Annotated in this window: 19 protein-coding genes; 11 read left to right on the plus strand and 8 right to left on the minus strand. The window is 39.0% G+C overall.

Annotated elements, in window-relative coordinates:
- Window positions 1-125: 125 nt before the first annotated feature.
- The 5 genes from ACIQXP_RS10030 to ACIQXP_RS10050 form a co-directional block, all read right to left on the minus strand.
- The gene (locus ACIQXP_RS10030; RefSeq protein ID WP_293745088.1) at window positions 126-461 is read right to left on the minus strand and encodes a hypothetical protein; all 336 of its coding nucleotides are present in this window, start codon (window positions 459-461) and stop codon (window positions 126-128) included.
- A gap of 276 nt (window positions 462-737) precedes the next feature.
- On the minus strand, window positions 738-1802 hold the full coding sequence (locus tag ACIQXP_RS10035) for a type I restriction endonuclease (protein ID WP_293745089.1): 1065 nt from the start codon (window positions 1800-1802) through the stop codon (window positions 738-740).
- Window positions 1803-2208: 406 nt separating this feature from the next.
- A complete protein-coding gene (locus tag ACIQXP_RS10040) occupies window positions 2209-2874 on the minus strand; it encodes a response regulator (RefSeq protein WP_293745090.1) in 666 nt (221 codons plus the stop codon).
- 11 nt (window positions 2875-2885) lie between these two features.
- Window positions 2886-4532, minus strand: a complete 1647-nt coding sequence (locus ACIQXP_RS10045) for a tetratricopeptide repeat-containing sensor histidine kinase (RefSeq protein ID WP_293745091.1) — start codon at window positions 4530-4532, stop codon at window positions 2886-2888.
- 67 nt (window positions 4533-4599) lie between these two features.
- Window positions 4600-4797, minus strand: a complete 198-nt coding sequence (locus tag ACIQXP_RS10050; RefSeq protein ID WP_293745092.1) for a hypothetical protein — start codon at window positions 4795-4797, stop codon at window positions 4600-4602.
- Window positions 4798-5164: 367 nt separating this feature from the next.
- Between ACIQXP_RS10050 and ACIQXP_RS10055 the strand changes: the two genes are divergently transcribed.
- Entirely contained in the window at window positions 5165-6310 is a 1146-nt protein-coding gene (locus tag ACIQXP_RS10055; protein WP_293745093.1) for a hypothetical protein, read from the plus strand.
- A gap of 88 nt (window positions 6311-6398) precedes the next feature.
- On the opposite strand, the gene ACIQXP_RS10060 is transcribed toward ACIQXP_RS10055, so the two are convergent.
- Window positions 6399-6950, minus strand: a complete 552-nt coding sequence (locus ACIQXP_RS10060) for a hypothetical protein (protein ID WP_293745094.1) — start codon at window positions 6948-6950, stop codon at window positions 6399-6401.
- A 642-nt stretch (window positions 6951-7592) separates the two neighbouring features.
- On the opposite strand from ACIQXP_RS10060, the gene ACIQXP_RS10065 reads away from it, so the two are divergent.
- The gene (locus ACIQXP_RS10065; protein WP_293745095.1) at window positions 7593-10493 is read left to right on the plus strand and encodes a lantibiotic dehydratase; all 2901 of its coding nucleotides are present in this window, start codon (window positions 7593-7595) and stop codon (window positions 10491-10493) included.
- On the opposite strand, the gene ACIQXP_RS10070 is transcribed toward ACIQXP_RS10065, so the two are convergent.
- Window positions 10494-11231, minus strand: coding sequence for a LytR/AlgR family response regulator transcription factor (locus ACIQXP_RS10070; protein ID WP_090981156.1), 738 nt, complete (start codon window positions 11229-11231; stop codon window positions 10494-10496).
- Window positions 11218-12273 carry a sensor histidine kinase gene (locus tag ACIQXP_RS10075; protein ID WP_293745096.1) on the minus strand — a complete coding sequence of 352 codons (1056 nt, stop codon included), beginning with the start codon at window positions 12271-12273 and terminating at the stop codon, window positions 11218-11220. Before ACIQXP_RS10075 ends, ACIQXP_RS10070 begins: the two co-directional genes overlap by 14 nt.
- Before the next feature lie 147 nt (window positions 12274-12420).
- Between ACIQXP_RS10075 and ACIQXP_RS10080 the strand changes: the two genes are divergently transcribed.
- The 9 genes from ACIQXP_RS10080 to ACIQXP_RS10120 all read left to right on the plus strand — a co-directional run.
- Window positions 12421-12573 (plus strand): hypothetical protein, encoded by a 153-nt coding sequence (locus ACIQXP_RS10080; RefSeq protein WP_159435201.1) that lies wholly within the window; start codon window positions 12421-12423, stop codon window positions 12571-12573.
- A 2-nt stretch (window positions 12574-12575) separates the two neighbouring features.
- The gene (locus ACIQXP_RS10085; RefSeq protein ID WP_293745097.1) at window positions 12576-12794 is read left to right on the plus strand and encodes a hypothetical protein; all 219 of its coding nucleotides are present in this window, start codon (window positions 12576-12578) and stop codon (window positions 12792-12794) included.
- Window positions 12795-12989: 195 nt separating this feature from the next.
- Window positions 12990-13223 (plus strand): class I lanthipeptide, encoded by a 234-nt coding sequence (locus ACIQXP_RS10090; protein ID WP_387505466.1) that lies wholly within the window; start codon window positions 12990-12992, stop codon window positions 13221-13223.
- A gap of 25 nt (window positions 13224-13248) precedes the next feature.
- Window positions 13249-13479: a class I lanthipeptide gene (locus ACIQXP_RS10095; RefSeq protein ID WP_387505465.1), complete on the plus strand. Its 231-nt coding sequence runs from the start codon at window positions 13249-13251 to the stop codon at window positions 13477-13479.
- Between the two features lie 25 nt (window positions 13480-13504).
- Window positions 13505-13738, plus strand: coding sequence for a class I lanthipeptide (locus ACIQXP_RS10100; RefSeq protein WP_090981146.1), 234 nt, complete (start codon window positions 13505-13507; stop codon window positions 13736-13738).
- Window positions 13739-14030: 292 nt separating this feature from the next.
- On the plus strand, window positions 14031-14264 hold the full coding sequence (locus ACIQXP_RS10105) for a class I lanthipeptide (RefSeq protein WP_387505464.1): 234 nt from the start codon (window positions 14031-14033) through the stop codon (window positions 14262-14264).
- A 22-nt stretch (window positions 14265-14286) separates the two neighbouring features.
- The gene (locus ACIQXP_RS10110) at window positions 14287-14520 is read left to right on the plus strand and encodes a class I lanthipeptide (protein WP_293745100.1); all 234 of its coding nucleotides are present in this window, start codon (window positions 14287-14289) and stop codon (window positions 14518-14520) included.
- Window positions 14521-14558: 38 nt separating this feature from the next.
- On the plus strand, window positions 14559-14798 hold the full coding sequence (locus ACIQXP_RS10115; RefSeq protein ID WP_090981141.1) for a class I lanthipeptide: 240 nt from the start codon (window positions 14559-14561) through the stop codon (window positions 14796-14798).
- A gap of 30 nt (window positions 14799-14828) precedes the next feature.
- Window positions 14829-14905: class I lanthipeptide (locus ACIQXP_RS10120; protein WP_402759924.1), on the plus strand; the 77-nt coding region annotated here is incomplete at its 3' end.

Below are 14905 nucleotides of genomic sequence, written 5' to 3' on the forward strand. Positions count from 1 at the left end.
CGTAAAGCAAAATTTATAAGTTTATTTTTAATCAGATTTCTCCACTGCGGTCGAAATGACGATCTCGCAAGACCTATAACCTACTCAAAAACTGCCAATCGTTATATTAATTTTTATGCGAAAAATCATTCCTTAGGCTTAATATCATCTTCCGATTTTTCTTTCTTCCACCAATTGTTATCGAGGCGTTTAACAGACATAAATGTTCGGGTAATGCCGGGTTTCATGGTGGCGGTATCGAGGTGCCTGGGCCATACATGGATAATGGTATCTGGGCCAATTACAATCCACCAGAATTTTTTTCCATAACGGTTTGTCGTGTAAACTTCGCTGATGGTTCCTTTAATCATTTTAGTGTTAAAACCAGGTTCCATTAACTGATAAGTAATTACTTTCTTTTTTTGCGCCTGGGCGTGGCCTACAGCAAATATTGAAAATAGCACTATGATCGAGTTTTTCATTGTGCTAAGGTATTAAGGCTAAAAACGGATTCCTTACGGCTAACCTTACGGACGTAAGCGCATTTTTTACCACAAAGATTCACTGAGATAACACACTGAGCGCACAGAAAGCGTGTCAAAAGGGATATTTCAGGTCCCATCATAAAAGATCCTTCTACTCCGCTCAGGATGACAAATAGAGAAAGATTTTAGGCGTTTAAAAATGAGAGACTGCCCTGCCTGCTCCCAACAAACGATGGAGCAATCCCTGCATTTTCTTGAGTATTGAGCGGATAATTAATAATTTTCTAAAGTTTGATGCAATTGAGCTCTGTAACCGTAAAGTTCATCAAGGTTAGACAACTGTTTTTTCGTACCGGCATCTTTGCCTTTTTCAAACGTTTCAAGGTATTTGTTCGCGGTATTAAAGTGGAACCTGCAGATCGGTTTGCGGTTATTATCATCTAACAATACCCCAAAATAGGATTGAGTATCACGCGCTGCAATGCGTGCTGCAGGAATTTTTTCGCGTAAAATGGCTTTCACAATCTGGAAAGCTTCCAGTTCTTCTTCGGTAGTTACAATTTTGGAAGTATCAGCATCTTCTATACCAGGTACCACTTTATCGTCTTCCTTTTGTTCTATTTTCTCATTAATGTGCAATGCGGATTTTAAACGGTCGCTGATGGATTCGTTAATGGAAACGGTGAGGGCTTTTTTAGTATATTCTTTAAAGGCAATCATCCGGTTCGCGGTTAAGGGTTTATTGAAAAACCGGTTCACCAATAATTTTACCATTTCATCAGAAGGGCTGTCTATCTCCTTTTCAAACTCCTTTCTAATGGCTTTAATGTATTTTAAACCTTCGGCCGAATCGAGGATGTTCTCTAAATTATATTCTTTTTTGGTGAAACTTTCCAGGATTTTAATGGCATTATCTTTCAGGTCTTCAATATCGATGGTCAAAAATGGCTTCTCGTCCATAATATTGGGCTTTTCCAGATCGGCATAAAAATTATAAACCGTACCGTTGGTTAATACACCAAAGCGGGCCTTCGAAACATGGTAGTATCTGTGCAACTGAGAATTGTGTGCATCGGCATTTTCTTTCCAGTGTTTGCATTCGAAAATGAGGATAGGTTCGTTGTTTTTGCGAATGACATAATCTACTTTTTCCCCTTTCTTGGTGCCGATATCACAAATGTGCTCCGGTATCACTTCTGTAGGATTAAAAATATCGTAACCCAGTATTTGAATAAATGGCATTACAAATGCATTTTTCGTAGCCTCTTCGGTATTGATCTGGTCTTTTAATCCAACCACCCGTTGGTGGAGTTGTTCTAATTTAAGTTTAAGGTCCATTTAGGCTTGCTTTGGTTTGTTGATCAAAAGTAGATCGGCTGAGATTGTTTTTATTACGGGAAACCGTAGCGGGGAAAGGTTAACACAGTTTATTGTTGAATTAATTTAAACGGTGTCTCAATTAATGTCTGATTTTTTATGTGATTGATAAAATGCTTACTGGAGCAATGAATTCTTCATTCCCTTACAATGGATAAAAAAGCTAAAATCAATCATTAATAAACACTCATTAAGAAGTGTCATCATCGGAGGACCCTGAAACGATTTCAGGGTAATGATATTCACGAGGTTTAGTTTCCGTGAACATTAACTCGTTATCGGCTTCGCTAAGCGATAGCCGGACGGGGAATAGGCATTCAGAACTTTTGCTCAATCAGCCGCTAAGCGCTTATCGCCCGGTATAGTTCTAAATAATTCCGATGTCCTTACAATAAGCAATTAGTTGTTCATTTTTAGAAAAACCCAGTACTTCCTTCATCAGGTTGAGACGTTTTTCAATGCTGCTCAGTCCAGATGGTTTAATGTTATTCTCCTGCAAATAATAGGGAATGTTTTTCTGAGGTGTTCCCTCCACGAGTTGGGAAATAATGGCGATATCCAGATCTGTAAAATCGTGAGAATTATTTTCTTTTCGTGCGAGCTTTAAATCAGGTGAAAGGTATTTCTTATGGTTATGGATGGCATTAATGGCCAACTTGAGGTATTGACCATCATGGCGGGCTTTGCGCACATAGCCGTCAATATTCATTTCCTTGAATAACATGTCGATAACCGCCGTTTTACTTTCACCAGAGAATACCAGTATTTTTAAATCAGGCTGTACTTCTTTCGCCGCTTTGATGAGTTCGGTGCCTCCTGCAATTTTTTGACGATTATGGTCTTCTTCAAAGTAGAGATCGGTAATCAGCAGATCATAGGGCTGTTCTGTTTTAACCGCATTTTTTATCCAGGTGAGGGCGTCATCGCAATAATAAACATATTCGGGTTTTGCTGCACCCAGTTCGGCCAATGTTTTTTGCAGCGAAATATTCTGTGTTTCTTGATCTTCGGCAATGAGTATTCTTTTAAACATATTTAATACAATTAGGAAACCGGAAAAGAGATTTGGATTTTAAGCCCCTTTTCAACTTTGGTATCAAAGGTAATGGTACCGCCAATTGCTTCAATACGGGTTCCCGTATTGGTAAGTCCATTGTTGGGTTTCACCCCACCGCTAATGCCGATACCATTATCCGTATAAGAAATGTTTATTTTTTGTTGTTCCTGCTCAAACCTGATCACAACATCACTGGCCTGACTATGTTTGCTCATATTCACCATCAGTTCCTGGAGGATATGTTGTATTTCTTCTTTGGCCTGTTCTGAAACCCTTTCCCACAACTGAATGGAATTGCCCACCAGTATTACCCTGGTATTTTCGGAAGCGAAGGATTTTAAAAGATCAAATATTTTTTCGTGAAAATGATGATTTTTTGATCTTGGTTTCTCGTAGGAGAGGTCGCGCGATTGTTCGTAAAGTTCTTCTATCTCGTTAATAACCGGATTATTTTTCAGGGTTTCCTGGTTATCCAATTTGCTCATAATCTTATACAGGCCATTCGCTACCACATCATGCACTTTTTGGGAGGTTTTGAGTTTATTTTCGCGGATAGTGTTTTGAGCCTGAAGCTCTATCCGTTGTTTTCTTTTTTTATAAAGAACGGTGCCCGTAACAGATATTAAAACAATACCGAATGCCAGAATAATGATTTGATATCGTTTACCATCATTGTCTTTTTGCAAAACAAGGTTGTCGGCCTTGCTTTTTTCGGCATCGTAACGGATCAGTGCGAACTGATTTTTGGCAGCATTACGGGCAGTTTGCAAACTGTCGTTTAATTTTTCATAGATACCGAAAAAACGTTTAGTTTCTTTAGCAGGACTTAGTTTTATAAGTTTTTGTAGAGCTTCAAGTTGATCATCCGGACTAGCTAATTTTTTTGCAATCTGATACATCTTTTTCGCATACATTAATGCTGAGTCCGGCTTCTTCTTCTCGTAGTAATCAGAAAGGTGAGCATAACTTGCATTTTGCCCCCATTGATCTTTTTCTGTATCGCGGATATGTAGCGCTTTCAAAAATTCAGGGGCTGCATTATAATTTGGATCTTGAAGCCATTTAGTTTTAGCAAGGTTAGAAAGTACCCTAGCGTATTCTTTTTTACGAGTGATTTTTTTTGAAATAATGCCAGAATAAATCTTAATTGAAGCATTGTAATTCCCTGCCTTCTGATAGGCCAATGCTTTGTTATTTAGAAACATTGATTTGAAGGAATTATTATTTGAGAATTTGATAGCAAGTTCATGAAAATCTACGGCCTCGTTGTACTTTTTCAAATTAATGCTATTTAATCCAAGTTCATTGTAATCAGATGATATACAGCTGAAATCTGTTTTTCGATTGTGATCTAAAAACTTTAATGACGCGATTAAGCTTTCTTGAGCTCCAAAGTAGTCCCCTGCGTCAGATTGCATAACGGCCATATAATTATAAGCCATAGCTACTTGTAAACTATCCTTAGGATTGGTAGTAACTTTACTAAAATAGTAAAAAGCTGAATCAGTATTTTTATTTAGATAAGACTCTGCGATACTATAATTAGTATCCTTAACGATATTTCTATTGGTGATGTCTTTTTTACAGGCAAGTATTGCTAAAACAAAGAATAAGAATGCGGATGATCTTTTCAAGATTGAGCTATTAATTAATCAAATATAATAAAAGAAAGGCAGTTTTTAGGCTACCTTTCTTTTATTCTTAAGGGTTTTTAGGTGGTACGTGTGCTCCTTCGCCTCCCGTATCGTCACCTGAAGGTGGATCACCTGGATCACCCGGATCACCCGGTGTATTACTGTTGGTACTTACGGTTGTACCACCATTGTGGGTACAGTTACTATTTGTATTCGATGGGCTTACTAAGCCTAATAAAAGTGCAATAAACATTGGCAAAAACATGATTCAAAAATTTTAGAAATGAAATACTTGGTAGAGTCCCCGCCTTACGCGGGGCTTGCTACGATTTGTAAATCAGAAGGCCTTCTGAAAATTTTTGGGAAGTGTTGAGTGTCTGTCGCGGGAGCCAATAACTGCTTCCCAAACCGGCTATTCACAACCGCGATTTCTACTCGTTTTATTAATCAGTTTTTTGTTTTAGCTTTGATAATGAATCGCCGCCTGTGCTGATTAACGATACAAATATGGGGTGAGTCAAAAGATTAGTTATCAGTATATTCCGATGTTTCCTTTGTTTCCACTGTAATTCCGGAAAACCGTAAAAATTCCGGAAATTCCGCCACTATTTTTACGCTAAATTTTTAAAGAAATGTTTGAAGATTATAAAAAAGCAATACTTGATTTCTACAGAATTAAGAAAGAAAATCATCGCCTTTCTCTTAATTTAGAAGCACCACGTCGGGATAGGTTAAGAGCTGAATGTGCCAAAGTTTTTTTGAGAAAAAACTCTAAAGTGGACCGAGATTTTATTCGGTCTGTGTTTGATCCAACAAATGAATATGAAGATCAAATGAGAAGCATCGAGAGATTTGATTTAGATCGATTTAGAGCCTTAGTAAGTTTTTTAACAATAGAAGGAAGAGATATTAGAGATGATAGGCTTGTTAAGCTTCTTGCGTGGTTAATAGATTTTCCACCCTACAATGAGTGGAGAGAACTTAGCGAAGAAGAACTGAAGTTTATTTTCGAGGAAGCAGCTAAAAAACCAGAAGATGAAGAAATAGCTGAACCGATTATAAGTAAACCAACCAGTGATATTAAAGTATCTGACAATGTATCTACAACCCAACCTCCACAAATTGTTATTGTAGGTGAGCCCACTGGTGGAAGTAATGGTGAAGATGTGATTCGAACAGAACAACCTAAGGGGCCAAAATTTGTGCCCCGCTTCTATCCTCGCTACATTACTATTTCCTGTATTGTTTTACTCTTTATTGGTACCACTTCTTTTGCGGTTTGGGAACGTAGGACTAAAATCAGGATGCCAGAACCAGAAGAAAAATTTATGTACTGGGATGAAGATCACTATGAGCCGGTTAAGGGTGGAAAACAAAATGCTGGTGCGCCAATCATTCCTTTAAATGAGAACACGCTAAGACAGCAACAGAAAATCACTCTACCCGATACCTTGACCAGTTATTCAATTGGTAAAGTGTGGTATAAAGGCCATGGAAAGGATCATGAGTTTTTTACCGCCAGTGGTCCTTATCCTCAGGATTTACAACGGGTGTTAAAACCCCTTACCAATACGATTTTAACCAAATACACGTCTAATTACAGGTATATATTGACCCGGCTGGTATGGTTTATATGCGCTGCTTTTTTTATAAGCCTGTGTGGTTATGGGGCAAGTAAGCTGGAGAAAGAAGTTAAACCTGCTGTGAAAGAACCAGATACTGAGGAAGAAGAAACAACAGCGCTTCTTGGCAATGAGTTGCAGGCCACTGGTGCGTAGCCTTAGCAGAAGTTGGCCGGGAGGTTTTGGAAGTTGATAATGGTTTAACTCAGATATTCAACCCTGAATTAAACCATATATTCTTAGTTTATTTTCCCCAGTTTACCTGGATATTGTGCTTTTGGGCATATACTTTGCCCTTTTCCATTAAAGCATTAAAGTTTTGCTCAAAACGTGCGCCATATTTTTCATCGATATTTTTAATCATTTCATCTTTGGCTGCCCGACTGCCTTTACTGTCGCAGAGTTTGGCGTAAGCCAGGTATTCATTTTTATAAACAGGGATAACCAGTTCGTATAACTGCTGTGAAAGGGCTTTAATTTGTTTTTCTTCTTCACCGGAGGCCGAAAGTTTTTTCACTTTATCCAGCGATTGTTCGAGGTATAATATTTTGTTATTGAGGCTGACTGCTGCTTCGTCGCCTTTCTTTTTACTGGATGGGATATCGGGATATTCTTTCGTTTCATCTTCAATATGCCGGGCCAGATCGGCACTGGCAAAATCGTTGATCATATTGGTGTTAAGGATGGCGATGTCGAAGAAACGTTCAGGGGTTTCTGAGCACGATGATAAAAAAAGTGTAAAGAGGATTAAAAAAGCGAATCTTGATTTTTGGGCTAGTGCTTGTAATTTGTTCATGATCTAAATGGGTTTTCCTTATTAAATTTAAGCTTCGGTAGAAGCAAAGATTGAGCCGTTTTGGGTTTGGAGTGGGTTAGCTGTCTTTAACTGATTTAGACCATTATCTGGCTGATCATGCTAAACAATCTCATTCTTTAAACCAGGCACCTCTCCGGGATGAATCCCAGCTAACACTGCACCGCCTTTTACTTCGTTGTATGGTTTGGCAACAACAAACTATTTTTTTCCCGCGGAGTGCTTTTCAACGGTGATGTGAATTCATATCAGGAAATATTGCACCGCCGATATTAAATTCCTAGGGCTCATAATCTTTCCGAAATCAATTAAACTTATACAACATGAATTTTAGTATGTAAATTATGCTACTCATTTTTGGCGATAGAATGCTGTGGTATTCTTTGCCGAGGCATACCACCTGACATCCTGTTTGGATACTTTAACGAGAAGTGCAGGAGGTTTTTCCGATCCGCGTTTTTTGTTATATTAGTGTTTGATTGTTAACGCAATACCGCCGAAATATTCCTGTTTTTTAAACTCTTATTACGCCATCTTGTGAAATACTTTTTCTACCAACATTTAATAGTGAGGTCGGCCGCTTTGCCAATAGCTACCGGTTTACAGCAAGAATCTCTTATACAAATGTGGAAAAATCCTTTTATACGGGAGAGCATCTATCTGGCCAGTAAATCCCTTTATAACGACCTGGATAACCTTTTCAGTGCTACTGAAAAAATCGACGGCTTAAAGAAAGAAAACCTGATCAGAAGTTTTTATAAATATCTTGCGCGTATGAGCAACCGTGCTACTCCTTTTGGTTTGTTTGCCGGTTGCTCGGCATTACAATGGGGTACATCACTGCAAATGGTGTTAAGTGAAGGTTTTAAAAGAAGTATAACCCTGGATGCCGCTGTTAACGAACAGTTGGCAGAACTTGGCGAAATACATGATCCTGCAGCCGCTTATGTGCTGAATAACACAATTTACCTACAGGGCAAACAATATAAATTTATCGTATGTCAGTTGGTTGACGGAGAACGTTTGTATGAAATTGTTGGCCTGGCCTATAATGAGGTTATTGCCGGTTTGGTTAACCGTATGCGGGGAAATGCTTATACCCGTAAGGAGATGAGCGCATTACTTGGCGATTTCGATCCCGATGAATCCATAGCTTTTATAAATCAGCTTATCCAGATTCAATTTTTAACCTATACCGGCAAGCCAAGTATCGGATTGCGTTTCCCGGATTATCTGCCACAGCCCTGGCCAAAAGCCCTGCAGCCTGAATTACATTTAATAACAACCATATTGGAAAGAACGGCTGATCGATATGGTGTAAGCGAAACTATGATTAAGGATTATCAGGAGATTGAGATTAGTCTTAAAAAGCTATTGGGTGATACCCCGGCCAACTGTATCCATGTAACTAAAATAAATTATTTACAGAAGGCTACTGTTCAGAACAGCTTACAAAGTAAACTTTTACGAGGGATAAAACTTCTTCATAATTTAACTGATTTTGCCCCACAGAAAAGGCTCAAACAATTTCAGACACAGTTTCTGCAGCGCTACCAGGGCCGTAGTGTATCGTTGCTGGAAGCCTTCGATCCAGACAGCGGACTGGAATATGGCCAATGGCACAATAAGGAAACCCTATTTACCGAAGGTTTAAATGCTGGTTTAATCAGGCCGGTAGAGCAGATGCCCTATACCGAAAATAATTTAAAACTGCTCAAGGTGCTAACCTCGGCCAATGTAGGTGGCAATTATACCTTTACCCTGCCGGAAGATTTTGTGCCTGAAAAGCCTTTAACCAATCTGCCGCAAAATCTGGCAGCTGTTTTCCAGCTTTTTGATCAGGAGCAAATTTTTCTTGAAATGGTTGCAGGTACTGGCAGCCTGGGTCTTTTGGCAAGGTTTGCCGACGCCGATGATGACATTAAACAATTGGCTGCAGACATGGCTGCGAAAGAAAGCCTTACTAATCCTGACGCCATTTATGCAGAAATTATTCACTTGCCCGAAGAACGTTCTGCTAATGTAATGTCGCATCCACAATTTTGGTCGCACGAGTTAGCCTATATTAACCAGGCAGGAGGAAAGCAGGTAATCAACCTTGACGAAATTGAGGTAAAACTGCAAAACGGCCTCTTTAAACTCTTCTCTAAAAAGAAAAAAAAGGAAATTATCCCAAAGTTGAGCAGTGCTTACAACTACAACCGCTCACAACATCCCATATATACTTTTTTATGTGATATTCAGCACCAAAATGGTCCAAATGGCCTGAGTTTTAATTGGGGGCGTTTGGCCGGAGATTTTGTCTTTTTTCCGCGCATAGAAACTACTTTCGGTGTCATTTTACACCGGGCTACCTGGAAATTTTCTGCAGCTGATCTTAAAGCCTTTACCAAAAAATCAAATAACGAAAGCAGCCGATCGGAAGCTTTTAAACAGTTCAGGTTGGAATGGAAGATACCGGACAAATTTTTTGTGGTAAATGGCGACAATGAATTATTAATTGATGTAGAAAATGCATTATCAATTGATGTTTTGCTGAAGGAAGCTGCAAAAACTGTTGATCATCTGGTGCTTAAAGAGTGTTTGCACAGCCAGATGGAACCTGCATTGCAGAACGGGTCAGGCGAACGCTATGCACACCAGTTTGTTGCACCCCTTTTCGCCATCACGGAAGCAAAAAAGGCCAGCTACCCGTTAAACCAAAGTACAATAACCCGACATTATTTTCCGGGGAGCGAATGGCTTTACGTTAAGATATTCTTAAACGAAAATACTGCTCAGCAGGTTTTAATTGCCCTATACAAGCTTCTCGATAAAAACAAAGGTATAATTGATTATAAAAAATGGTTTTTCATCCGCTATTACGAATTTGGCCACCATATACGTTTACGGATATTGCTGCATAGTGCGGATGATTTTCAGCAGACCTATTTTCTGGTTAAAAAAGTACTTGATCCCTTTATCCTGCATCAGCAGATCAGCAATATCCAGCTGGATACATATGAACGTGAAATTGAACGCTATGGGGCCGAACAGATTGAGTTGGCTGAAAGCCTTTTTGATGTGGACAGCAGGTTCTGTTCCTATATTTTTTTACTGTTCGAGAATAACAACTATACTGAGCAGGGCTGGCTGGTTATTTTCTGGGTGATGAAAGAATACCTATCACGCAAAAGCGAAGATGCAGCTATACAATTAAAGTTTGCTGAAACTCAACTGGCTTTTTTTTTAAAGGAAATGGATAGTAAGCTGATTAAAATACAGATAGATCAGCTATTTAGAAAATATGGTGCCATTTTACCTAAGCTGGTAGAGGAGTACGAAGCATTATTGAACAACAGGCGCGAAGAAATAGAAGTGCTGCTGGAGGGGAAACATGTGGATTGGAACGATAGTTTTTTAGCAGGTGTGATCCACATGCTTGTAAACCGCTACTTTGTAAACCAGCAAAGGCTGCATGAGTGCCTTTTATACGGAATAATGGTTAAACAACTAAAATCTGGTTTGGCCAGGGCCAGCCATTGATTATTTGTATAGTGTTTTATTCAACATGTAGAAAAAACTATCGCGGTAGGTAACCCCGATAGGCACTTTCTCAGTAATGTTATCAAACAGGATCATATTCCCGTCAATTGATTTGATTTTTTTGATCGCTATGATATATGATTTATGGGTTCTGATAAATTCTCCTTCAGGCAAACCATCTGATAGCGATTTCATGCTCACCAGCGATACATGGCGTTGTGTATCAGTAAACACCGAGCAATAATTTTTTAAGCCTTCAATATAAACAATGTCCTCAAAATTGATCCTCACAATTTTGCCACGGTCGGTTTTTAAATAAAAAGCTTCCGTTTTGGTACTAAGCTGCTTATTATCCTGGTCTTTTTTTAAAGAATGCAACATCATTTTATCCAGCACTTTTTGAGTGGCACTTAAAAAACGATCAAAAGAATACGGCTTTAAAAGATAATCTAAAACATTGTTTTCGAAACCGGCAACAGCAAATTCACTATAGGCCGAAGTAATGATTACTTCGATACCAGGCGGCAGCATTTTGATCAGGTCAATGCCTGAAAGTTCGGGCATGTTGATATCCAAAAAGACCAGATCAACATGGTTTCCCCTTATTTCAACCAATGCCTCTATTGGATTGGTGAACACACCTGCCAAATTGAGGAATGGAACCTTATTTACAAAATCTTTTAAAATATTGTGTGCATAAGGTTCATCATCTATAATAATGCAGTTAAGTTGTTTCATAGCTTTTTAGCGGAAATTTTAATTTACATTCGTAGGTCTGTTCGGTTTCGGAAATGGTAAGCGAATGGTTATCAGGGTATAATTCATTTAGCTTTTGTTTCACATATTCAATACCTATTTTGTTTGAATGTACCTTTTTATTATTGTTTTTATAGTTAAAAGAATAAAAAAGAAGCTCGTTACCAATTACTTCAATACTTAAAATGGCTGTCTTTGCAGGATCTTTAATTATGCCATGTTTAAAGATATTTTCGACCAATGTAATGAGGATAAGTGAAATTACCTTTTTATCTTTCGTATTTTGCTCAAGCCTGTACTCCATAGAAAGTGATTCATTTCTTTCATCATGGATCCTAATAAAATCGTGGATATAATTCAGTTCGCTTTCCAATGTACTATAGCCCCCTTCGCTACCGGTTAAGGCATGTCGCATGATATTGGAGAGCATCAGTATTGATTTACCTACATCAGGCATTGCTTTATAGGTTTTAGAATGTAAAAAGCCCAAAGTATTGAATACAAAATGTGGATTGATCTGCGATTTGATGAGGTTAAGTTCGGCCTGGAGCGCATTTTTTTTCAAACGTTCCTGTTCCTGCAACATATTCATCCTTTCCAGGTTATAACGGTAAACCTCTTTATCACGTTTGGCGGCAAGCTGTGCAAAACTGAAACCCATGGCGATAATGTAAAAATAAAGCCAACGCATCACCAGCGCCGTAATCTGGTAACGGGTGAGATAAATCTCCAGGTTTTTATCATATAGAAAAACCTCTACCGAAATCTTCATCGCGGCAGATACGGCAAGTGTAAACAGGGTAATCAATGTGATGCCTAAAACCTTTGCCATCAGTGAACGCTTATGTTCTTTTATAAACATAAAGCCCAGCCATGTGGCATAAAATACAGCAATGTTAATGGCAAATGATAATACGGTAAATAGCGGACGAAGATCAAGCCCGGCAAAATAACTGATCAGAACTTCGTAAAGAATATATGCCGCCCATACGATGATATGGATGCCGAGGTTTTTTCTATCCATTTAATTTAGTTTGTCTGCCTTAGGAATGAAATTTCACTTGTCCTTTTATAGCCACTCATTCGTCATCCAAAACCGCTCATTGGTACAAATTATTTTGAAGCCTTTCTAACAAACTCCAAATTTATATCAACAACAAACCATAAAGCTATGAAAAATCAAATTAAAGTTTCACTACCGCAAATCGAAGTTAAACAAATTCAGATTCTTAACCGCAGTACGTCTGCAAAAACAATGGTTTTAAATCAGCGCGGGAGTTATTTTCCAACAGAAACACTGGTAACAACATTAACTGGTATTTAATTATGAAAGCAACACTACTGAAAAAGCTTGGCCTGGAAAATTCGGCAACCGTGTTAACCGACGAAATGAGCGACATGATTGGAGGAGGACAATCAGAAGCTGATATCCGTTTCTCCTTAAACCTTCCTTTCGAAGCAAAGTTATCGGGCTACACCTTAATGCATGTTGCCCAGCGTAACCAGTATAATAAACGTATAAGCCAGGAAGACAATTTGCTATAAAAACTATATCCATTCAAGTCATTACCGTGAGGATAAAGAGACAAAAGCTATACTTAGCCTGAACAGCAATCTACCTATGAAAAACCGCTCGGAATGGCTCTATTGAAAGCGACTTTGGGGGGATAGCCATCTACTATCCTTCCCTTGTCCTTTAATCTTTAGCTGATCTGTTCATGCCATTTTAAACTATCCGATATGAAAAAACAGCCTAAAATCAAACTTTCTTTAGCTAAGGAAACCATTGCTAAACTGAATGAGGAACAAATGGAACTGATTTCCGGAGGACATTCGGTTTGCAGCAAGTTAGTTACGGTGATTATGGAAGAAGGACTCAGTCCTTCAACTGAACAAGGAGGAAGTTGCAATCCAACATTTATGAAATCAAAAACCTGCCCGGCAACCGGTTCATGTGCTTGTATCTGCGAATAACTTAGTGATATAAAAAATATACAAAATGAAAAAGCAGCCCAAAATCAAACTTTCCTTAGCAAAAGAAACCATTGCTAAACTGAATGAGGAACAAATGGAACTCATTGCCGGTGGACAGGGATTGCCATTAAATGGCCCCGTTACTGTAAAAGCAGAAGTAGATGCCTTAGGCGACGTTGGCAACTGTGGGCCGCAAACCGTTCAGGTTTCAAAAACATGCCCGGCCACGACTTCATGCCTGTGCGTGTGCAAATAATGCAAATATCTAACCCTACATCACCATGAAAAAACAGCTAAAAACAAAACTTACATTGAATAAAGAAACAGTAGCAAAGCTTAACGAAGAGCAGATGGAACTGGTAGCAGGAGGTCAGGCTGCCGGGGCTAATGCAACAGTAGTGATCGACATCGGGCTTGATACTGATACAGGTAAATGCGGCGGCAGCACAGGTCCTTCATGTCCCATTCATTCCAAAACATGTCCACCTACCAGTACTTGTTGCTGCGCGATTTAATAAATACCTGCACTAAATCACTAGGAAAAAAAGACAGCCTAAAAAGCGCTTATTGAGTACAGAGACCTCGCAAAACTAAATTAAGAGCAAATGAAGCTGATAGCTGGTTGACATGCCTGGACACTGATGCAACAATTGTACCGGATGTGCTTTCAGAAACTTTCTCCAGGAGCAAAGTCGGTGGTAAACAGATAGTAATGGTTTTCAAAAAACTGCCTTCAAATGAATCGGCTTTCAGTGATGCTAATAAAAAGCAAAATAACTTAATCAATCACCATAAAAATCAAATCTTATGAAAAAACAATTCAAAACCAAACTATCCCTTAACAAGGAAACCGTTGCAAAGCTCAATGAAGAGCAGATGGAACTAATTGCCGGTGGTCAGGCTGCTGCTGATGGCTCCACTTTCGTAGTGGGCCTGAGTTTAGAAGCTGAAGCTGCCGAAGGCGGCAGCTGTGGTCAGAAATCAATTATTGCTTCAAAAACCTGCCCTGCAACCAGTACCTGCGAGTGTAGCTGTAAATAATTAATCATCAAAACACCATGATATGAAAAAGCAATTAAAAACCAAACTTTCTCTAAACAAAGAAACTGTAGCCAAATTAAATGAGGAACAAATGGAGCTGATTGGTGGCGGCCAGGCCGCTGCCGAGGGATCAACGGTGGTTATTGGCTTTGAAGCTGAAGCTTCGGTAGCTGATGACGGTGGCAGCTGTGGTAAACAATCCATCATTGCCTCAAAGACATGTCCGGCAACCAGTACCTGTAAATGTAGCTGCTAAAAACAATTCATCAATTTATAAACAAAACCTTGGAAAAAATGAAAAAACAATTAAAAACAAAACTTTCCCTGAACAAGGAAACTGTTGCAAAACTCAATGAAGAGCAGATGGAACTGGTAGCTGGCGGCCAGGCTGCTGCTGCTGGCTCTACGGTGGTAATCGGTATTGAGCTAAGGGCTGAAGCTGCAGCAGTAGAGGGTGATAGCTGCGGCAGGCAATCCATTATTGCTTCAAAAACCTGCCCTGTAACCAGTACCTGTGGCTGTAGCTGTAAATAATTAATCATTAACTATAAAAACCTCAGAAAAATGAAAAAGCAATTAAAAACCAAACTTGCGCTTAACAAAGAAACTGTTGCAAAATTGAACGAAGAACAAATGGAACT

Origin of the sequence: Pedobacter suwonensis, assembly GCF_044762335.1 — a bacterium.
In the GTDB taxonomy this organism is placed as follows: domain Bacteria; phylum Bacteroidota; class Bacteroidia; order Sphingobacteriales; family Sphingobacteriaceae; genus Pedobacter.